The organism is Acidiplasma sp. MBA-1 (assembly GCF_000949015.1).
Classification (GTDB): Archaea; Thermoplasmatota; Thermoplasmata; order Thermoplasmatales; family Thermoplasmataceae; genus Acidiplasma; species Acidiplasma aeolicum.
In genome coordinates, this window is the sequence record NZ_JYHS01000002.1 from 374,703 (window position 1) to 395,988 (window position 21,286).

The following is a 21,286-nucleotide window of genomic DNA, read 5'->3' on the forward strand; positions in this document are numbered from 1 at the left end:
TCCAATCAAATCTTTATATAAAAATTTACTTATACACTTTATACCTTAAGATGTTCAAACTTTATTTTCTTGTAAATTGTATTTTTCATACGCTTAATATATATTATTGAAATTACAGAAATTAATAGATAAACCAAAACAGCATAATTTATTACAATGAAGAAACCCGTGTTGCTTATAAAGCTTATTATGAATGCAATTGTTAGCAATATTGAAGAAATCATTGGAATTATCATATTTTTTCTTCTGGCCTTATAAAGCGATATATTTGATATTATATGAATAATTATATAAAAAAAGCTTATAACTCCTGCTATTATTACAAATGAGGTAAATGGCCCAGCAATGTATGTTGTTGATGTTGATATTACTGATGTTATAATAAACATAATAAATAATAATTTTTTTTCACCCATATATTTATTAAAGCCAAAATCCGACTGAAATCTAGGGAACATGTGGACAAATGCATTAAGATAGGAAACGCTTAAATTGAAACCGCTTAAAATACCAAAAAATGAGAATATCATTAAAAAAATAGGCCCATATCTTGCCTTAATAAACGATACAATATAAAAGGAATTTATAGAATATTCCAAAATACCATGATCCCCAATGGCATATAAAAGAGAAAATGCGGATATTGTCATAATAATCCCTGAAATTGTAAATGAGATAAAAAGTGATTTTGGTGTGTTTCTCCTTGCATTGTTTGTTTTTTCAGATAAAAATATGCTTGAACCACCACCTGAAAATGCCAGAATTCCGAAAATTATTCCAAAGAAAAACTGGTTTAAATGGAAATTAATTTTATAATCGCCTATACTGTTTCTTCCTGTTAATATAAATATGATGCTTAAAAGTATTATAAATGATATTTCCAGAATGCCGGCAATAAATGTATATTTTATCGATTTTTTTATACCGCTTCCAACAGTTATGTAAACCAGTAATATAAATATTAAAATTAATATATAAATAAAATGATTGTTATTGAAATTATATATTGACAGTATATTTGAGGCAAAACCAGATATAAAGTTTGCTATGTTGGGAACCGTCAAAACAGAGTAACCAAAATAAATCAGGAAAATAAAAATTCCCCAATCCTTGCCAAGTATATGACCTACATAGGAATAATAACCTCCGTTGGTTATAAATAACCTTGATAATGAATATACCGTATATAATGTAAAATATGATAAAAGGAATGAGAATAATATAACAAATGGAAGTAGGGTTCCTGAATACACTGCAATAACAGAAAATAATGCTATAAAATCCAGCATGGGCCCTATTGATGTAAATGATTGCATTACAGCCTCTGGCAAATTAATATCTCCCATGGCACCATATTGATTTTTTATACATAAAGTTTCAATAAATTTAAATTTAAAAAAATAATTTTTATTAATGGATAAAGGTCTCAAAAAAATCATAATATCCGAACTTAAAAAAAGAAAATACAACGGTATGGCTCAGTATGAGATGGAAACCCTTTTTAATTTTTCAAAATCACATATCTCCGAAACACTGTCAGAGATGATTTCAAAAAATATAATCATCAAAAAAAATTGTGGAAAACTGATTAAAAAAATCTGGTTAAAGGTATATTATCCCGGGCATATAGAGAATTATATAAGAATTGGTATTTTAAAATCCTCAGAGTATGTAAAATTCCTCTCTGCGGCTTTTTCAGTTGCTGATACCCTTAACTTAAATATACAGGTTATCTCCTTTAACAACACTGTCGATATGATGAATGCTATGGAGAATAATGCGCTTGAAATATCGCTATCTCCAGCAGTTTCCCAGATAATATATGCCATAACAAAGGATAATTATTTTATAATAGGCCCTGTTGCATCAGGTGGTTCATGCATATTCTCAAATGATAAATTTGATTCTGACCAGATAAAAACCTCTGACATATCTTCTATGATGCTATTATCCAGAAATTTCATGATGATGAATAAATATAATAATATATCATTTTATAAAAATCCTAAAACTGGAATGTTAGATTTTTTGAAATTTAAATTCAGGTATATTGCTATATGGGAACCATTTGCCAGTTTTATAGAATATAAAGGCAGAAAAAGGGAAAAAGATTACCATGATCTGCTGGACGACAGGCCATGCTGCCTTATTTCAGCAGGCAAAGAATTTTATTCCAAAAATAATCAAATTTTAGAATCCATAATGAATGCCTATAAATCCAATGAAAATATAGATGGGCGTGCAGTTAAAATTATAAGCAGGGAAACATCAATAGACTATGATAATGTAATAAAATCCATTCATAGATATAATTACAGCATAAAATTTGGCATAGACCAGTTAAAGGATTATGCAAACAGCATGGGAATTTTATTGTCGGAAGAAAAAATAAAAAAAATTTTCAAAATGATGTGATCACAAACTAAGCATTTTTCCAATATCTATTTCAAAAAATGATACTGGTACACTCAAACCAAATCTTGTAATTATATCCGGATTTAATTCCCCAATAAGTCCAACATATTCATTGTTTATAAAAACCTGCCCCCCGCGTCCCGGTATTATTTCTCCTGTGCTGTACTGTTTTACTGTTAATTTATAATTATTTACACGTTTGTTTAAATAATTTATAACCTGAAAAATATCAGAGTATGATGCCGTGGTGTTAACATAAACAGTGCATAAATGCGTGTGCTGAAAGGTATTATCAATAACCTCACCTATTTCAAAAATCTTAAATGGCAGCTTTCTCCTCTTGTTAATTACCAAAAAATCCATTATCCCAGGAAGCAGCCTGTCCCTTACTACAGAAAAATCCAGGCTTTTTGGGTTCTGGACATAGACACCGCCATGGTATCCAAAGGATTCATAGAACGATTTTGAATTAATGACAAATGTTTTTATTTCCTGATAATTAATGGATGTCATTATTTCCCTGATGAGATCAAGATTTTCGTTTTCAGCATATGGATTTCCAATACCGCATGTTTTTAGTTTTGTTTCCTTAATGTTATCATATCCATATGACTTTGCAATATCCTCAACAATATCGGCAGGCCCCATCACATCAATTCTGTTGCCTGGAACATTTATTTTATAACCATCTGATGAGATTTCACAGCGATAGCCCATTTTCCTCAGCAGTATTATTGGGTCTTCTGGTATAAAACCCATTACATTTTTGATGTCCTTACTTTTTATTTTTATTTCCCTGAAATCAAAATTATGAAGCTCCTGCATTTTTTTAGTTCCCATGCCTGAATCACAGCTATAAATGCGGTAACCAAGGTATGACATTTCATAGGCTAAAAGGAAGAATGCATTTCTAACAGCATTATAATCGGTTCCTGTTATATCAAAAAAGAACCTTTCAGTATCCTCTGTTATTTTTGATTTTATGCCGTTAATTATAGGTGGCATTGACATTACGTCATTTTCAGAATCCAATATTAAAGGAACCTTTGATTTATCCGGAAGCAGGCCTGAGAATTCTGTTCCCTTTTCATGATTTTTTATTATTTCCTCCGCAGTACCGGTAAAACCATCGTATGTTGTAAACTTAATTTTATTAGAATCAATAATAGTATATTTAAAATTGGGTTTTATTTTATTAAGATCATGTATGCCTATGGCCACCTTTTTCCTTGATTTGCCTATGATCTCATGAAGCCTCTCCTGATATTCTATAATATGGCTGACATTTTTACCAATTTTACCACCCGAGGCCACAAAGGCAAGAACGTATGGCCTAACCTTTAATACATTATTGTCTGGTATTAATTTTATGTCGGATTGGCCAAGTATCCCCTTTATCCTAAAATTATTATCATAATAAATTTTCATATTTTCCTTAAGTGCAAAAAAGGAGAATAGATCAGGGCGGTCTGGATTAAATTCTATTCTGATCTCATTACTATCTTCCTCTATAGAATAGCCAATAATATTTGCATAATCAAAAAGCTTATTTTTATAAGTCTCCCCAAGAATGCTTAAAAGTTCATTTTCTGATTCCCTTATTACAACCATACTGCTTTGGAATACTAATATTTTATTTAATTTTTGGTTTTACTTTTTGCATATTCCCTTAAAATAAATCTTATTAAATCCTCAACTGAAACTGCATTTCCACTTTTAACCTCTTCCTCTAAAATTGAATAGATTTTTCCAGGTAATTTTACATCCACATCACTTACAGGATTTTCTTCATTCTTTTTTATGAAGTCATTTATAGCCTCCCTAATGGCATCTGAAATTGTGTCATATTTACCACGGTTAACTATATCCTGAAGTTTTTTTACCAGATCTTCGGAAACCCTAATTGTGATTCTGTAAGGAACATCCATTGTGTAGATTAAATTAAGCCATAATATAAAGTTTTCCTAATTCCATGAATGGATTCTTAAAATGTTAATTTAATTTTCACAATAATTTTTTAATAATTAAAAATTAAAAAATATAATTAAATAAAAATAATTATCATACAATGTATTATTTAATAAAATATGGATATGATGGAAAAAAATTTTGCGGCTTTCAGAGAAATAATGGGGAAAATAGCGTGGAAAACACCATAATTAACGTATTAAAATCGCATAATATTTCGGATAACATGGAAAGTGCGGCAAGAACAGACAAATATGTATCCGCGGCGGGCAATGTTTTTCTCATAGAATCCAAAATTGATATAATTAAAATTTTAAAAATTTTAAATTCGCAGATAAAAGACATGTATTTTTACCAGTATGCCGGGCTCAGTGAATATTTTAATCCCAGATACTGCACATTAAAAAAATATTCATACGTATTGGATGGGGACTATGATATTGAAAAATTTATGGTAATGCTAAGAAAATTTGAGGGCACACATGATTTTAGAAATTTCTCCAGAAAAGACTACAGAAACACTGTAAGAACAATAAAAAACATAGATTACTACCAGCACAATGGTTTTTTTATTATTAATTTTTATGCCAGGAGTTTTATATGGCACCAGATCAGGGCGATAATGGGTTTTGCGATGAGATACTATGAAATGGATTTGGATCCATTTGCATTTAAAATCAACAGCGTTTTTCTCGCAAGCCCTGAAAGATTAATTTTAATGGACATATTTTATGAAAATATAACATTTAGTGATTTCAATTCATCCTATCTGGATGGAAAGATTAGGAAAAAGTTAACAGATATAAACGTAAATAGAGTGATATATTCCAGAATTCTTTATAAATTCCAATAAAGAAAATGAAAAATAATATTATATATAAAAATGCCCTTAAGTAATAATGGAAACTGAGAAATTATTTTTAAAAGATTCATACTTAAAAGAATGCGACAGTAAGGCCGTTACTGTTGAGTTTACTGATCTGACAGTGGATAAAACAGTTTTTTATCCCACATCATATGGCCAGCAGAATGACAAGGGAGAAATAGAAATAGAGGGAAAGAAATATTCCATAGTGGATGTCTGGGAGGATGGACAGCTGGTGCACCTTATTTCACTTGATACATATCCACAAAATCTTGATGGAGTAAATATACATCAAAGCATAGACTGGAATATAAGATATAACCACATGAGGTACAGAACTGCATTATTTATTATAGGTGGCCTGGCCTTTAAATTTTATAATGCAAAATCACGCATCAGCCAGACCTATGAAAACTATGCATGGATAGATATATACATAGATAATATAAAGCAGGACATAATTGACAGGCTTATTGATGAAACAAATAGGATAATTAAGCAAAATCTTCCGGTTGAAATTAAGTATGCAGACAATAATGAGTTTTCAATAGATAAACAAATGTTTGGATTCTCAACAGGAAGTATTCCTCAGGATGAAAAGTTGCGTGTGGTTAATATATCCGGGCTTCCATTGCAGGCTGATTATGGCCTGCATGTCAAGTCAACTGGAGAAATAGGGACCGTGGAATTTAAGACTTCAATGGTTAAGGGAAAACTTGACAAAAGGCTCACAATAACATTGAAATAATTATTAATTATATTTATTTGGATATAAATGGATGAAATAACAATAATAGACAGAATTAACAGGGCCTTTGCCTGGATAGGCATAGTGATAGCCTTTGGATTCTTTCTTTTTCTTATGCCTCAAACATTTTTAAGTGCACATTCAATAAGCCACATATCACCTGCTTACTATTACCTCTATGGAAGGGTGAGCACAATAGATGTTTATATTATTCTTATAATATCCATTATACTCATATTTGCATCTCTCTCCACGATTTTTTTAAAGTTAAATATATCATCGAGCTTTGATGCAGACATTAATAAAAATTTCTACATATTTTTTTCAGTTTACATCATGATTTTAATGTTTTCTTCGCTTATAATAGAAACCATATACCCAAAAATTTCAAGTTCTGCAGTTTATAAATACAGTTTTGGAGTCCAGAATTTTATATTTTCAGTAAGCTCTGTTTTTCAAATCATATTTCTTGAAATAATACCGGTTTCCATTATTTTAATTATTTATATGATAATATCAAAAAAATTAAGTGTTAATTCATTTTTATTTCCGTATAAAAACGTGAAACCCTTAATTCCTGTAATCATGATAATTGCTGCAGGTATTTCGGTATTTATTACCAATTATAATATATATGAAACAACTCTAATATATATTAATACACTCATACTTACCTATATTTATTTGAGATTTGGCATGCTCAGGGCATTGCTGGTAAGCTTTACCTCATCAGGACTGGAACTGGCAGAATCGTTTTTTGGGTCCAACCATGTGGTTTCTTATATAATTGCCTTTTTCCTCCTGATATGGGCATTTCTTGGTCTGTATAGCATAACCATGCTGTATGCAAAAACCATTGAGGAAAGGAATAAAAAAATGGCAGAGGAAAATTCCAGGAACGGTAATGATAAGAATATTGATGCGGAAAATAACACCATCAATAATATTAATGAAAATCCGCAGAATGCGGAAATATTAAGAAGGCTTAATTCAGTGAATCCTGAAAAACTATGGGTAAGGAGTGCGTGCAGCAACTGTGGCGGTGTTGAATTTAAAATAAATGATGATTTTTCACTTGAATGTGTTAAATGCGGCAATGTAATTCCTGCTGATGCGGATGGTCCATATAATATAGTGATAAATCAGTACGGAAATGTCAAAAGATAACTTTTTTAAATACTATAAATGTTTTTATATTTATTTGAATTTATGAATGGATTATTATGGTAACTAAACCAGCAAGAATGTATTCAAAAATTTCCGGTCCAGCATACACGAGAAAAGAGTTTATGGGTGGGGTTCCATATCCCAAGATAACAACATTTGTGCAGGGAAACCAGAAAAAGGACTTTGATATAGAAATGCAGCTAATTGCAGATGAGGCATGCCAGATAAGGCATACAGCCCTTGAGGCTGCGAGGATATCGGTAAACAGAAAGCTTTTGGATGCGGTTGGTGCATCCGGATATTTCCTCCATATAAGACCATACCCACATCAGGTCATAAGAGAGCATAAAATGGCCACAGGTGCTGGTGCAGATAGGATATCAAGCGGTATGAGGCTTGCCTTTGGAAGGCCAGTTGGTACTGCCGCAAGGGTTCATCCTGGAGAGATAATTATGGTTGCAAGGGTTGATGCTGCAAATGCAAAATTATTAAAGGAGGCTTTAAAAAAGGCTTCCATAAAGCTGCCCACACCATGCCATGTTGTTATTACCAAGGGCAAGGAACTCTCAGGTAAACTTGGCATATAAATAATTCAAAATTTTTGGCATTAATTTTTATAATAATTTACATTATAAAGATAAAATCATATTTTTATTTCAATGGCCAAGGATAGGCATTGTGTAAAAATTTTATTTAATATTTTTATTTAGAATTGCTTTTTCCCTGCTTGCAATAAAATCCTGTATAAGCTTGGCGGCAAGCATTGAGGTGTTTCCATTGTCATACAGTGGTGTCATTTCATTAATATCAAAACCTATAATTTTATCTGAAATTGATGTTAATATCGACCTCACATCCACTGAGGAAAGACCGTATGGTTCAGGTGTTCCCACGCCTGGTGCATATGCAGGGTCTATGCCATCCATATCTATTGAGAAATAAACACTATCAGATATGCTGTTTTTAATTTCGCTTATAACATTTGATATTCCAGATTCGCGCACCTCATTTGCTGTTATAAATCTTACATTTTTATAGTCAGGCGATGTGATTTCCTCAAGCGAGGTGGATCTTGTACCGACAGAAATTATTTTATTTGGGCCCAGTATTTCAAGGGCACGCCTTGTTACACATGCATGATTATATTTATTATCAAAATAGGAGTCACGAAAATCTGAATGCGCATCAATTATTACCATTGATACATCCTTAAGATTCCTTAGTGCACCAACGGTAATTGAATGTTCACCGCCAATCATTACAGGTATTTTTCTATCATTAAAAATAATTCTTGTTACATCCTCAACCTCACTAAGTACATAGGAAACATCCTCGTAAACAGGAAGGTCCCCAAGGTCAGAGATTTTACACTGTGTTAAATCTATACCATAATTTGGCTCAAACGATTCAAGGTTATCATATGCAATTCTTATGGAATTCGGTGCAAGTCTAGAACCACGTCTGTAGCTTGATGTATTATCAAAGGGAACCCCAAAAATAACATATTTTGAATCCTCGTAATTTTCTATTGCATCTGCAATTTTAAGATGAGAAAAATGGTTGCTCAATTCTGCAGCATGATTTTTCTCTTTCCCATTGCCTCCCAATATGGCACCTCCATTCCTGGTTTTACCTTATCAATGTCCTCAGGATCAAGCGGTATAATAAAGGTCTCGAATGTTTCTGTGTCCATAAGCTGTGCCTCATTATTTGTTATCGATAGCACCTGCGCGTTCTTCTTGACAATTATTGGAACCTTTACCTTATGCTTAACCGGATAAACTACACTGTGTTTTTGTCCATCAAAAACGCCAATTGCAACAATTCGCCCTTTAGCCTCACCATGCTTTCCTGGCTTAGACATTGTAATATCAACTATTCTGCAGGGTGAATCATCAATTAACATGTATCTTCCTACTTTTAATTCACGTACTTCAGCTTCAGTCCAACTCATAATTAATCACAGGTTAATATTTTAAGCCTTTATATATTTTTATATTTTACTTTTGAATATAAAAACTGATTTTTGTTATATTTAAAGCCCATAAAAAATTTATAAATAATTAAGCCTTGCAAATTTTTCTGGATCAAATCCGGGTATATTCCCATCATGTTTTAAAATCCTGCCATTGACAATGACAAACCTAACATTTTCAGGTGTCGCAGAAAATATGATATTATTAATTGCGTTATTTTCATTGGATGGGATCATATTAACTGCACGCCCATCGATTATTATTAAATCTGCAAGATATCCTGGCTTTAATATGCCTATATTTTCACCAAGGGCCTTACCAGCATTTCTGGTAGCCATATCGAGTATCTGTTGGGATTTAACAGTGTCTGCATTCCATCTATCATTATTAATCATCAGAGATGAAAATTTCATTTCCTCAAACATATTCAATGAATTATTGCTTCCTGAACTGTCTGTTCCAAGGGATATATTTACATTATTGGCAATCATTTCAGGTACAGGCATTGTACCACCGGATGCGAGCTTTGCATTGCTTACTGCATTCCATGATACCTTTGTTCCACTTTTTGCCAGCATTTTAATTTCATTTAATGTTACCCAAACCGTGTGGGCTGCTATAACATTATCGTCAAGAAAGTTTATTTTATAAAGATGCTCCACAGGCCTTTCCCCATTTTTTTTAACAAAATCATAAACTTCCTGCCGGGTTTCTGAAAGATGTGTATGAATTTTTACCCCATATTTTTTTGATATGTCCTTTACGCGGTAATAATTTTCATCAGATGATACATAAATCCCCTGAACGCCTATTAGTGGTTTTACGGTGTCTGCGTGGGTTTGCTTAATAAAATTTTCTGCATTATTTACAGGTTCCCCCTTCTGCGTTGTAAATTCCCTGTCGAGTGTTGCCCATGCAAGATAGGCCCTTATTCCTGTTTTTTTAACAGCACTTTCTATGATGTCCTCTGAGTAATATAAATCAAGGAATGAGGTTATGCCACCATTAATCATTTCATATATTCCAAGCAATGATGAGTTAAATATCCCATCGTCTGTCCTTTTTGAATCAAGTTCCGATGTTTTATTTAGAAACTCATTAAGTTCCATATCATCAAGTAGCCCCTTAAATCCTGTCATGGCTACATGTGTATGGGTATTAATAAACCCCGGCAAAACCAGTTTATCTGTTGCATCTATAATACTATCGAAATTCCCACTGGGCATTTCTTTTCCAACATATGTTATTAAATTTCCATTTATTGCTATATTTCCTTTGAATATTTTTCGTTCGTCGTCCTGTGTTATTATTATACCATTTTTAATGAGTATATCCATGACAGTCTATATTAAAATATATTATAATTTTTAGCCTCTAACCTTTACTGCCATACCCTCATTAAGATTAATCATGGCGCTTGATGGCATTAATGCCGTTCCCACACCACGTATTTCATTGTTATGAACAAGGACAACCTCATCATATGGTTTTATATCATCGGTTGCATTATTTATCCCCATAGAATAAACGTATGATGTGGGTTTAAAATCTTCTATGCTTACAATGAACTTATTGGCATTTAAAAAAAATGGTGCAGAATTTTTTGTAATTGTGAATTTACCTGACTGCTGATTAAAAACAAAATAAACCTTACCGTTGTTTACAAGCATATCCTGGTGAAAATTATTGACAAGTTTAAGATTTTTAACATAATCATATATCCAGCCACCAAACTGATATTTTAATACAGAGATATAATCATTGAATACATTTCCCCTTGTTTCTGATGTCTTTGTTATTTTTTCCAGTTCAATATAAAGTCTATCGAGATTAGAATCATCTGTTACCCTTCCATTTATTACAGTTGAATTTTCTGGCAGAATGTCTGAGATAAAATTAAGGTCATCAGGGTAATATCCAATTATGTAATCATATTGATTTTTTTTAAGATAATTTTTTAATAGGTTTTTCATCATTAATTTCTCATCCTCATACCATAAACCTATAACAGGTATATCATAAAACCTTGCAGGATAACTGTTTTCAAGTTCTCTTGGGACAAGCCCAACCGGTGAGGTTACAATTAATTCGTGCAAATATTTTCTAAATTTTGATATTTTCTGTATGATTTTTTGATGGGTTTTTGATAATGAGTATGGTTTTTTTGCAGAGCATGGCAATATTAATGCTATATTTCTACCAGCAGGTTTTTCATAATTTTCTATATTATTCCTGTATCTAACTATATCTGGCCTTGTCAGTGATTCAATACTGTTGGCCTTAATATATGGTGTTATCGTGGGAAATATATTTTCCATATTTTTATAATATTTTTCGTCCATTATCCTTAGCAATTCAAGGGCAAGACTTGATATTTGAATTTTTTCAACAACCTCCCTTAATGTTCCATCCCGTATTGAATCAAATAATGATTCAAGCATACTTTTAACAAATACAATGTTATCTTTCAAAGGATCATAATCAACCCTGGACTTTCCTGTCATTGAATATTTTATTCCATCAAGACTCTCCACTCTAATGTAGATGTCGTCAAAAATATTAATTCCCATGTAAACCAAAACAGGTATTAAATATGGGTCTGACACACCCTGAAGGTATATTAATTTGCTGTAACCATATTTCTCCCTTAAATTGATTATATAATCAGCAAACTTCGAAGGCCTCTGAAGAAGTTCTATTCCGTTTATGACTGTTATTATATTGCCGGTAACTATTTCAGAAGATCTTTCAAGAAATGCAGGATAATATATTTTTTTGTCTATTCTTTCCCCGAGAACCTCAATGTAATCTGAATTGGATTTAAATTCATCAGATGTGGTTTCAATAAGTGCAGGAAATTTAATATCTTTGTAAAATCCTGCATGTGCAAATCCGAAAATATAATGATTATCCTCTATTTTTTTAGGCATGCACACCTATTAAAATAAATTATATAATCTTTTTAAAAAATTATTTTGTTGTTATCCTTACAACATTGCTGCCTCGGATAACAACCTTTCCAATTTTTCTCTGGGTCTCTCCATTTTCTTCAGCGTCGTCCAGTGTCATGTTCATGTATTCATCATAACCTGTCAGAATACCCTCAAGTGTTCTGTTGTCTTTTAGCAATAGCGATACCTTTTTGTTCAGACTCTCCTCAAGCATTTTCATTGGTAATAGTGCCATAATTTTTCACCTCAATTATACTCATCTTCATCATTAAATTGATCATTATGATCCATCATAACCTGTATCAGTCCGCTAAGGACCTCCTTTAAGCTTTCAAGCTCCTTCCTCATGTCAGTGACCTCTTTCGTTAACTCCTGCATATTTTTTACCTTCTCAACTTCTTTCACAATTATCACCACTTATATTTATATTTCCATAATCACTGGCTATCTTTCTTGTTTCTATTCTCTGGCAGTTGGTACAGTAAAGCACATTATTTTTCAATATAAGTTCATTGCGACATATCAGGCATCTTGTTTTTAAAACTCCAAGATCGGTATTAAAAATTGTAACATAAATGGGTTTAACAGATGTTACCTTTGCCCTAACTATGTCTCCAAGGGAGATTATATGTGTATATCCGGATTTGCCCTGCACAGGAAGCATTAATTTTGCCTCATGATCCACTGGGTGCAATTTCCCCCCCTCGTTAATAGCGTAAAGCTGTATAATTGCGTCCTTACCATTTATTTTTATAACCTTGCCATACACAATGCTTCCAACGCCAATGGGTGTCTTTTTATTACTGCCAACAACCGATATTGTAAGGTTTTTGTCATCCCTAACTATTCTCCCCAGCTTGGTAGCAACAATGTTGCCATCGTATGGTTCTGTGTTCTTCCCGGGGAGGTATTCCTCCTCTTTAGCTATGATGTCTCCGGGAAGTGCTATATCTGAATCAACCATTATTCATTCCTCCAGCTTATATTTATTTTATATTTTATATGTTAGGCTTAAGTTGCTTCTTAAATGACCATGAATAGATATTGGCTAAACATTTTTAAATATCTATATTTAGCATTGGTTCACCAAGCCCATATATAGAATTTAATAAGTATATAAATAGGTTTTGATGAAGTATATGCCATAATGTTTAACAAAAAAATTTATTCAGTCTTTTATGTTATTATTTCTTAATTTTAACATATCATTAATGGCCGGAAGCGGTATAGATATTCATTAGAATTCATTCTATCAAAACTTTAAGTGATGATTTGTATTTATACCTGCTTAGATTATAAAAAATCATAAACAATTATATACCTGAAATAATGAATTAACATGCACAAGTTCGTGAGAAACAGATTTAACTATTTTTATATTTTTCACGGATATTATATATCCTAGCCTTCTTGCATTTTTAATTATTTCTTCTGGCCTTTTTATTTTTCCTCTCCTTTCCAAAAAATGCATGGATAGTAAAGTGCCCCTATGGCTATGGATTAAAGCCTGCGCTAAAAATTTTGGTGATTCAAAATTTCCCATTATTATATAATCGGCACTCACATCAGGACATTTTGCCCGGGAATCACCTAAAAATATTTCAGGTTCATAAATAATACGATTCAGTTTTAGATTTCTCTTAAAATATTCTATTGAATCGGGATTAATATCACATGCAATCAATCTCTTTGGATTGCCATATTTGAGTACAGGCATTGAAAAATAACCAATGCCACAGAACATATCAATAACAGTTTTATCTTTAAAATCAATTTTGCCCATCTCTGTTCTTATATTTATGTTCCCAGGTGAAAACATTACTTTTGCCGGGTTTAATGCATATTTAACACCATTTTCAACTATAATGGTATCCTCATTCTTCCCGCATAAAAATTTAATTGAGGGTATTCGCATTTTCCCCTTAATCTTACCGGTAAAAATATAGGCGTTTTTTGCATGATATGCATTGCAGTATACCTCTGCAATTCTTTTATTCACACGTTGATTTTTATTAAAAATAATTGAATCACCAAGTTTTATAAATTTAGGGGTATTGTTAACCCTTAAACCCAGGTTTGACCTTATAATATTCTCAGGTGTATTCTTTAATTTAAAATCGTGCTTAATGCAATTGCCTGTATCCTTCTTTACTGGTATATAAACAAACTGCCCATCATGATCTATAATGCATTCCTCTAAAATGAGACTAACAGACCTTAATTTTTTTATAATTTTGCCAGCGCTGTTTTTATCAACTTTTATACACCATTCTTTCATTAAAAACAGTATTATATTTGAAATAAAATACTATTACATTGAAATCACATAGTTCTAATATTTTTTAGTAATATTGAAAATATGTTGCTTAATCAAAAAATGGTTACGGTGCATGGAGACTCACTGAAGGGCAATTACCTAAATGATGATATCGATAGAGATGTTCTGGTATTTTATCCGGATAAAATTGTTGATGGCGCACCACTTTTAATAGAGCTTGCAGGGTTAAACGGCACGCCTAAACTACACAACCGTTTTGCAGAAATATTAAACTCACTATATAAAAAAAATTTGCTTGGAAATTCAATAATAATTAACCCAAATTTTTCAACAAAATATCATGTAAATCAGTATATAAATTCACCTGCAGTTGGTAATTACGAGGATTTTATAATTAATGACCTTATACCACAGATTTCTGATATGTTTCACACAGGGAAGGTGGCACTTTTTGGAAAATCATCAGGTGGTTTTGGTGCATATACACTTGCTGTGAGGCATCCTGACATAATAAGCGGATTTGCGAATCATTTTGGTGACAGCTGTTTTGAATATGTTTACATTCCAGATATGCCAATTGCATTTAAGGAATTAAGAAATAAAAAACTTAATGAATACATAAAAGAGGTAAGTTTAAAAGATGATTTAACCGATAATGATATTAGAACATTAAATATTATTGGAATGTCGGCATTTTATTCATATAATGAAAATACAGATTTAAAACTTGAACTACCATTTGATCTGGAAACTGGAGGATTTAACAATGATGTATGGCAGAGGTGGCTAAAATTCGATCCATCCAAGAATGTTGATAATTATATATCAGAGTTAAAAAAGCTGGATGCGATTTATCTGGACGTTGGAATCAAGGATGAGTACAGCCTATTTATAGGTATGAATGTTCTGCATAAAAAAATGGAGAAATATGGTGTAAATCATATCTTTGAAGAATTTAATGGAGGACATTTTGGAAACAGCAAGAGGTATGAAAAATCATTACCTTATCTTGTTAACAGATTGTCATTATGATTAATAATACAGTAATTGTAAATTATATTGTAAGATATAAAAAAGGGATATAAATGAACATAAGACTGGGCACAAGAAAAAGTAAACTTGCAATGATTCAGGCTGAAATGGTGAAAAATCAGCTTGAGGCTCTAGGGCATGATGTTGAAATTTTTGGTTACACATCAAAGGGTGACCTAAATACAGATACACCGCTCTATAGAAGCTCAACTACAGGTGTTTTCGTTGATGAGCTTAACAATTTAATACTTGATGGTAAAATCGATATTGCGGTTCACAGCGCCAAGGATATACCATCCATAATAGACCCAAATCTTGAAATAAGTGGTGTCCTAAGAAGAGATGACTATCATGATATATTCATATCAAAACTACCGCTGGAATCCATGCCATGTGGATCAGTTATCGGAACATCAAGTATGCGGAGAATAAAGGAAATACAGGCAGTTAAGGGCTGTTTATCAATAAAAGACATAAGAGGCAATATAGATACAAGGATTAAAAAGTACAGAAACGGTGATTATGATGGCATTATTATTGCAAAGGCCGCCTATGATCGCCTAGGACTTAATGAGAATTATTTTATGCTAAGTGAGGATAAATTTGTGCCTGCTGCAAATCAGGGAATTATAGCAGTTGTATCAAAGAAGGACTCTGTATTTTCTGATATAATCAGGGAAATAAACGATGGGGAAACATATAATAATTTTTTAATAGAAAGGGATATAGTCAGGAATTTAAATTTGGGGTGCTCAATACCGGCAGGAATCCTATCAAAGAATGGCAAGATATTTATGAGGTTCTATTCATTAAGAAATTCTGATTACAGGGATTTTTTTTACATTAACAATAACATAGGATATAATGAAATCAGGGAGGTGCTAAAAGAATATGGTTACGCGTAAATTCATAATTACGACACGCCCGGAGAACAAGGTTGTTAATTATAATACAAAAAACATTGATGTAATTAATATACCCTTAACTGAAATGCATCCAATTTTACCTGATTATAGTACTGCTGAGAGGATAAAAAAGATGCCCCCAGATGTGGTGGTATTAACAAGCTCCTTTGGGGCGGATGTTTTTTTTAAATATTATATGATCTATTTCAAGATTGATCCAGTATTCATTGCCATTGGTAACAGCACCGCAGCGGAAATAAGAAATAAAGGTTTCAATCCCATTATTCCTGAAGAAAGGGATTCATATGGTATTATTAATCTTTTAAAAAATTACAGGGACAAATATATAGGCCTCTTTAGAAGCACGGCATCAAATAAAATAATTTACAATTTCTTAAGAGAAAACCATTATAATTTCTCCGAATTTTTTATATATTCACTGAGAATAATTGAGAATAATATTGCTTCCTACTGCGGGATGGAAAACTGTGATGGCATAGTATTAACCTCATCGCTAGAGGCAGAAATTTTTTTAAAAGTTTGCCCGAACCCAAAAATTAAAATTTATCCAATAGGAAAGGTAACGGATGATACATTAAAAAAACATGGAATAAAAACATGCACAACTGGAATTGAATCAGATATAAAGGAAATAATAAATTACATAGACTCAAAAAAACTGGAATAGAATAGCGGGGAATGGATTTGAACCATTGATCTACGGGTTATGAGCCCGTCGGGATCTCCTGACTACCCCACCCCGCTTTGTTACATTATTTCAGCAAGGAATATAAACTTTAATAATTTTAATTAAAATGATTCTTCCATCTTTCTGAATTTTAATTCACCCGCATTTTTTTCAAGATATGAGTAAACAGTTTTGTGCTTTCTACCCTGAAGGAGCATATTTATTGCTTCCCTGCTGTACTGAATTGATATGTAATCACCTATTATTGAAACAGTGTTGCCCATTACAGAAATATAGGTTCCTGTGAGGGTTTCTATTATATCCCTGGTTCTGCCCTCCCTGCCTATAATTCTCCCCTTAAGTTCTGTTGCCCTTTTTGTATTTCCATTTGTAAACTCTTTTATTGAAATAACCATGAACTGCATATTTTCCTCAAAGAGTATCATTGCCTTTTCTGGATTAAATCCGCGGGCTATGGCCTGAACAACATTAAATGCCAGAAGTGCCTTAAGCGGGTCCTTTTTTTGATATACAGTTACAGTATTATTTTCGCTGTCTATAAATATTTTCACATCTCCCATTTGTTCTATTTGATTTCTTACCGAACCATTCTTGCCAATTATGACGGCAACTCTATTTTCAGGGACTTTTATACTCCCTGCCTCAATCATTAACATCACCTGTTATGTAATTAAATAAATATTCATCATCACATTTAACATTTTTCCTTGAAAAAAAGTTATTTATATTCTTTATATCCCTTCTCAAAAATTCCAGGGCCATTGGGTGCTTCACAGATACTGACTGCCCAACATCAATGATGTAAGGATTGTTTCTGTAAAATAGAATGTTATACTCGCTTAAATCTGCGTGCACAAGATGCGCATCTTTATACATTTTCCGCATGAATGTTTTTATTTTTTCATAAAGTGCATTAAAATCTGTTTCTATATTTTTTATTTGCTTTGCAGGTTCTGTTCTTGTACCTATATATGATATAAGTAGTGCGTTTTTATAATAGCCATATGGAATAGGCACTTTTATCCCTGATTTTTTCATATCCTTTAAATTTGTATACTCCTTTTGTGCCCATATATATACTAAATTGGTTCTGTTTATTCGCTCTTTTTCAAATCTATAATCCCCTTTTATATAATCCATGGTATTTGAAAACTTTAATGTTGACATTTTGTATATTTTTAATGCATATGATTTTTTATTCATGCCAACCACCTTAAATATTAAAGATTCCTTGCCGCTGGATATCGGGAAATCAACATAATCTATGGAATATTTCTTAATAAGATAGTATACAGCATTTAATGTTCTTCTATCAAATACCAATCCGTATGTTTTTCTATCCAGGTTTAACCTGTTAGAAAACTCGTCGTTATCTATTAACTGTTCAAGTGCAGATTTATCGCTCATTGAATACATCTATTATTTCAGGAAGCATCCTATTTCTGCTTAAATATGCAGCCTGTGTTCTTGTATATCTATAAACTATGTCCCCCTTTTCGTTTTGGAAATCCCAGGGTTTTACAATAACAAGATCTCCCTCACGAATCCACATCCTTTTCTTCATTTTTCCAGGTATTCTGCAATTTCTTGAAAGCCCATCCTCGCACATTACTGTTAATCTTGATGCCCCTGAAAGTTTCTCAACAATTCCGTATATTTCCCCTTTTTTCTTATTCGGTGTAATTACCCTTGTTATATTTTCATCATTATTCTCTTCATCATTCATATATAAATACATAATTGGTTACATCAATATAAATATAATCAATTTTAACAATGGTAGAAACCAGAATTTTGTATTTATAGTAATCTATTTTAATTGCATAATTTTTATTCATTTTTAAAAAATTTAGGCAAATAATCGATATGCATTAAGAAAAATTTATATATAACTGCTATATGTTCTCATATGGCTGAGTCAAAAGCTGAAGAAAATGTCATAGCAAATAGTATGAAGCAGGATAAAAGATTAAGGAAAGCTTTAAATACATGGGATTTGTATTTTCTTAGTCTGGGTGGTATTATAGGTTCCGGATGGTTGTTTGCAGCCGCCGCCTCTGCAGGTACCACAGGCCCTGCAGCAACATTATCATGGCTGATAGGTGGAATACTTGTCTTATTTATTGCACTGGTTTATGCAGAACTTGGTTCAATGATACCGCGTACAGGTGCAATTAGCAGGTATGGCCATTATTCCCGTGGAGGCGTTGCTGGTTTGTTCTTTGGATGGACCTATTTTCTGTCTGCAGTATCAGTTCCAACCATAGAGGCTGAGGCAGTAATAACATATGCAAGTTCCTATATACCAAGCCTAGCATACAGCGCCCCAAACCCACTTAATCCATCCGCAACGGTTACATTATTAAGTGGCCTTGGCATAGTTCTTGCCGCAATATTGATAATTGGTTTCTTTGGTCTTAATTATGCAGGGGTAAAATTAATGGGAAAGACAAATACAGGAATGACATGGTGGAAATTAATAATACCAACAGTAACCATAATTATGCTTGGATTTCTGGTATTCCATTCCTCCAATTTCACCAATCCTGCACTGGGTGGATTTTTACCAACAGGGAACACATCATTAATATTTGAGGCAGTTTCAACTGATGGTATAGTTTTCTCATTCCTTGGTTTCAGGCAGGCCCTTGACTATGGCGGTGAGGCAAAAACACCACAGAGGTCAATACCAATAGCCACAGTATTCTCAGTTTTAACAGGGATACTTGTATATGTGCTTTTACAGGTCGTATTTATAGGTGCGATTAACCCATCAGATCTGGCAAATGCCGGTGGATGGTTTGGACTTGTGGCCAATCACCCGACTGCATATGCCAAGGCCGTATCTGCAGCACCATTTGCATTCCTTGCAAAATCAAGTGGAATACTTGCACTTGTAATACTTACATACATACTTTATGCTGATGCTTACGTTTCACCTGCAGGAACATTAAACGTTTACGCCGGCACATCCACAAGAACATTATTTGGCCTTGCTGAAAACGGATACTTTCCAGCCGCATTATCAAGGGTAAGCAAAAAAACAAGGGTGCCAATAATACCAATTATAGTTTCAGTAATAATAGGGTTAATATTTTTAGCACCTTTCCCCAGCTGGTATGCCCTTGTTGGTTTAATCACAGGTGCCACAGCATTTACATACATAGTGGGCGGATCGGCACTGATGGTATTTAGAAGGGAGGCAGATGAACTTAAAAGGCCATTTAAATTACCATATGCAAAGGTTCTGGCACCAATAGCCTTCATAGGTGCAACACTTATAGTTTACTGGTCTGGCTGGCCAACGGTTGGAATACTTTCCATAGGAATATTCCTTGGCATAGCTGTTTATCTGGTTATGCTGGCAACGAAAAAGGTTGTAAATGTATTCACAAAAGAGAATATAAAGGCAGGATACTGGGTACCATTATACATACTTGTACTTGACGCACTGTCATACCTTGGCGAGGCTGATTATGGAGGGACCAACACATTCCCGTATCCATATGACTTTATTATAGTGATACTTGTTGCAATAATATTCTATCTGCTATCAGTACATTCTGGATATAAGACCGAGGAAATTTCAGACATAATAGAATCAGGCACACAGTACATACAGGAAGAGGAGGAAACAACATCAGGCGGAGCAAAATAAATTTTTTATTATTTTATAATTAATTTTAATATAAAATAGTAGCAACTTTATTTTTATGATAATTTTATACCTTAATATTCATGATTAATATTATTGAAAAAATAAATCATTGAAACCAACGGATAATTTTTATTATTTTTTAATTTTTAGAATAATTAATCAAAATATATTAAAATATATATTTATCTTTGCTTTATAATCACATTTTTAATCTTAAAATATCTGGCAATGGCATCTCTCATTAATTTTACATTTCTGCTCTCCTTTCCTATAGCCCTTCCGATATTTTCAGGTGCAATTGACACAAATACATTGGTTGCATTATCCTTCCAGATCAGATCTATTTCCTTGACATCGTACCTAAAAAACAGGTTATGCACAAATGTAAGAAGGTCTGGAGAATATTCGGCCATGAGTATTCTTTTATTTATTTTATCCTTTAGGTCTGTTATAATTTTTTCATGTTTTTTAAATATCTCTGCCAGCTTTCGCTCCCCAACTACGAATAATACCATCTCCTCATTTTCAAGGCATTCATAAACATTTGTTTTTGTGTAGCTTTCAAATAGCTTAATATAACCAAGCGTTGTATTATCAAGAGTTATTTCATTCAT

Annotated in this window: 24 protein-coding genes and 1 tRNA gene; 9 read left to right on the top strand and 16 right to left on the bottom strand. The window is 32.6% G+C overall.

Features of this window, described 5'->3' with window-relative positions:
* Positions 1 to 38: 38 nt before the first annotated feature.
* Positions 39 to 1,346, bottom strand: a complete 1,308-nt coding sequence (locus tag TZ01_RS05145) for an amino acid permease (RefSeq protein WP_048101714.1) — start codon at positions 1,344 to 1,346, stop codon at positions 39 to 41.
* 67 nt (positions 1,347 to 1,413) lie between these two features.
* Here TZ01_RS05145 and TZ01_RS05150 point away from each other — a divergent pair, with 67 nt between their 5' ends.
* Positions 1,414 to 2,415 carry a hypothetical protein gene (locus TZ01_RS05150; RefSeq protein WP_048101715.1) on the top strand — a complete coding sequence of 334 codons (1,002 nt, stop codon included), beginning with the start codon at positions 1,414 to 1,416 and terminating at the stop codon, positions 2,413 to 2,415.
* On the opposite strand, the gene pheT is transcribed toward TZ01_RS05150, so the two are convergent.
* Positions 2,416 to 4,026: a phenylalanine--tRNA ligase subunit beta gene (gene pheT / locus TZ01_RS05155; RefSeq protein ID WP_048101716.1), complete on the bottom strand. Its 1,611-nt coding sequence runs from the start codon at positions 4,024 to 4,026 to the stop codon at positions 2,416 to 2,418. It lies immediately after the preceding gene.
* Positions 4,027 to 4,052: 26 nt separating this feature from the next.
* Positions 4,053 to 4,343: a ribbon-helix-helix domain-containing protein gene (locus tag TZ01_RS05160; RefSeq protein ID WP_048101717.1), complete on the bottom strand. Its 291-nt coding sequence runs from the start codon at positions 4,341 to 4,343 to the stop codon at positions 4,053 to 4,055.
* A 140-nt stretch (positions 4,344 to 4,483) separates the two neighbouring features.
* Between TZ01_RS05160 and TZ01_RS09200 the strand changes: the two genes are divergently transcribed.
* The 4 genes from TZ01_RS09200 to TZ01_RS05180 are packed head-to-tail and all read left to right on the top strand — an operon-like array spanning position 4,484 to position 7,750.
* Positions 4,484 to 5,236 carry a tRNA pseudouridine(38-40) synthase TruA gene (locus tag TZ01_RS09200; RefSeq protein ID WP_052656769.1) on the top strand — a complete coding sequence of 251 codons (753 nt, stop codon included), beginning with the start codon at positions 4,484 to 4,486 and terminating at the stop codon, positions 5,234 to 5,236.
* 46 nt (positions 5,237 to 5,282) lie between these two features.
* Positions 5,283 to 5,996, top strand: coding sequence for an alanyl-tRNA editing protein (locus TZ01_RS05170; RefSeq protein ID WP_048101718.1), 714 nt, complete (start codon positions 5,283 to 5,285; stop codon positions 5,994 to 5,996).
* Positions 5,997 to 6,023: 27 nt separating this feature from the next.
* Entirely contained in the window at positions 6,024 to 7,163 is a 1,140-nt protein-coding gene (locus tag TZ01_RS05175; protein ID WP_048101719.1) for a hypothetical protein, read from the top strand.
* 56 nt (positions 7,164 to 7,219) lie between these two features.
* Positions 7,220 to 7,750 carry a 50S ribosomal protein L16 gene (locus TZ01_RS05180; protein ID WP_048101720.1) on the top strand — a complete coding sequence of 177 codons (531 nt, stop codon included), beginning with the start codon at positions 7,220 to 7,222 and terminating at the stop codon, positions 7,748 to 7,750.
* Between the two features lie 102 nt (positions 7,751 to 7,852).
* Here TZ01_RS05180 and speB read toward each other — a convergent pair whose 3' ends face one another.
* From speB to TZ01_RS05215, 8 genes are all read right to left on the bottom strand, one after another.
* Positions 7,853 to 8,770, bottom strand: coding sequence for an agmatinase (gene speB / locus TZ01_RS05185; RefSeq protein WP_052656770.1), 918 nt, complete (start codon positions 8,768 to 8,770; stop codon positions 7,853 to 7,855).
* Positions 8,728 to 9,117 (bottom strand): translation initiation factor IF-5A, encoded by a 390-nt coding sequence (locus TZ01_RS05190; protein WP_048101721.1) that lies wholly within the window; start codon positions 9,115 to 9,117, stop codon positions 8,728 to 8,730. Before TZ01_RS05190 ends, speB begins: the two co-directional genes overlap by 43 nt.
* A gap of 99 nt (positions 9,118 to 9,216) precedes the next feature.
* The gene (locus TZ01_RS05195) at positions 9,217 to 10,476 is read right to left on the bottom strand and encodes an amidohydrolase family protein (protein WP_048101722.1); all 1,260 of its coding nucleotides are present in this window, start codon (positions 10,474 to 10,476) and stop codon (positions 9,217 to 9,219) included.
* Positions 10,477 to 10,506: 30 nt separating this feature from the next.
* A complete protein-coding gene (locus TZ01_RS05200) occupies positions 10,507 to 12,069 on the bottom strand; it encodes a DUF5591 domain-containing protein (protein ID WP_048101723.1) in 1,563 nt (520 codons plus the stop codon).
* 40 nt (positions 12,070 to 12,109) lie between these two features.
* On the bottom strand, positions 12,110 to 12,325 hold the full coding sequence (locus TZ01_RS05205) for an LSM domain-containing protein (protein WP_048101724.1): 216 nt from the start codon (positions 12,323 to 12,325) through the stop codon (positions 12,110 to 12,112).
* Positions 12,326 to 12,336: 11 nt separating this feature from the next.
* Complete coding sequence (locus TZ01_RS09955; protein ID WP_255350864.1) at positions 12,337 to 12,468, bottom strand: hypothetical protein; 132 nt, start codon at positions 12,466 to 12,468, stop codon at positions 12,337 to 12,339.
* 13 nt (positions 12,469 to 12,481) lie between these two features.
* On the bottom strand, positions 12,482 to 13,054 hold the full coding sequence (locus tag TZ01_RS05210) for an exosome complex RNA-binding protein Csl4 (RefSeq protein WP_048101725.1): 573 nt from the start codon (positions 13,052 to 13,054) through the stop codon (positions 12,482 to 12,484).
* A 339-nt stretch (positions 13,055 to 13,393) separates the two neighbouring features.
* Positions 13,394 to 14,368, bottom strand: a complete 975-nt coding sequence (locus TZ01_RS05215) for a class I SAM-dependent methyltransferase family protein (protein WP_048101726.1) — start codon at positions 14,366 to 14,368, stop codon at positions 13,394 to 13,396.
* A gap of 81 nt (positions 14,369 to 14,449) precedes the next feature.
* Between TZ01_RS05215 and TZ01_RS05220 the strand changes: the two genes are divergently transcribed.
* The 3 genes from TZ01_RS05220 to TZ01_RS05230 are packed head-to-tail and all read left to right on the top strand — an operon-like array spanning position 14,450 to position 16,993.
* Entirely contained in the window at positions 14,450 to 15,400 is a 951-nt protein-coding gene (locus TZ01_RS05220; RefSeq protein ID WP_048101727.1) for an alpha/beta hydrolase-fold protein, read from the top strand.
* 53 nt (positions 15,401 to 15,453) lie between these two features.
* Entirely contained in the window at positions 15,454 to 16,305 is an 852-nt protein-coding gene (gene hemC / locus TZ01_RS05225; protein WP_048101728.1) for a hydroxymethylbilane synthase, read from the top strand.
* Entirely contained in the window at positions 16,292 to 16,993 is a 702-nt protein-coding gene (locus tag TZ01_RS05230; protein ID WP_048101729.1) for a uroporphyrinogen-III synthase, read from the top strand. Before hemC ends, TZ01_RS05230 begins: the two co-directional genes overlap by 14 nt.
* Before the next feature lie 2 nt (positions 16,994 to 16,995).
* On the opposite strand, the gene TZ01_RS05235 is transcribed toward TZ01_RS05230, so the two are convergent.
* The 4 genes from TZ01_RS05235 to eif1A form a co-directional block, all read right to left on the bottom strand.
* Positions 16,996 to 17,070, bottom strand: a tRNA-Met gene (locus tag TZ01_RS05235).
* 45 nt (positions 17,071 to 17,115) lie between these two features.
* Positions 17,116 to 17,664: a pre-rRNA-processing protein PNO1 gene (locus TZ01_RS05240; RefSeq protein ID WP_048101730.1), complete on the bottom strand. Its 549-nt coding sequence runs from the start codon at positions 17,662 to 17,664 to the stop codon at positions 17,116 to 17,118.
* Complete coding sequence (locus TZ01_RS05245) at positions 17,657 to 18,421, bottom strand: serine protein kinase RIO (protein ID WP_231563424.1); 765 nt, start codon at positions 18,419 to 18,421, stop codon at positions 17,657 to 17,659. The genes TZ01_RS05240 and TZ01_RS05245 overlap by 8 nt, the downstream gene beginning before the upstream one ends.
* Entirely contained in the window at positions 18,411 to 18,740 is a 330-nt protein-coding gene (eif1A, locus tag TZ01_RS05250) for a translation initiation factor eIF-1A (protein ID WP_048101847.1), read from the bottom strand. The genes TZ01_RS05245 and eif1A overlap by 11 nt, the downstream gene beginning before the upstream one ends.
* Positions 18,741 to 18,923: 183 nt before the next feature.
* Here eif1A and TZ01_RS05255 point away from each other — a divergent pair, with 183 nt between their 5' ends.
* Positions 18,924 to 20,672, top strand: a complete 1,749-nt coding sequence (locus TZ01_RS05255) for an APC family permease (RefSeq protein ID WP_052656772.1) — start codon at positions 18,924 to 18,926, stop codon at positions 20,670 to 20,672.
* A 182-nt stretch (positions 20,673 to 20,854) separates the two neighbouring features.
* Here TZ01_RS05255 and TZ01_RS05260 read toward each other — a convergent pair whose 3' ends face one another.
* The gene (locus tag TZ01_RS05260; protein WP_048101732.1) at positions 20,855 to 21,286 is read right to left on the bottom strand and encodes a NusA-like transcription termination signal-binding factor; all 432 of its coding nucleotides are present in this window, start codon (positions 21,284 to 21,286) and stop codon (positions 20,855 to 20,857) included.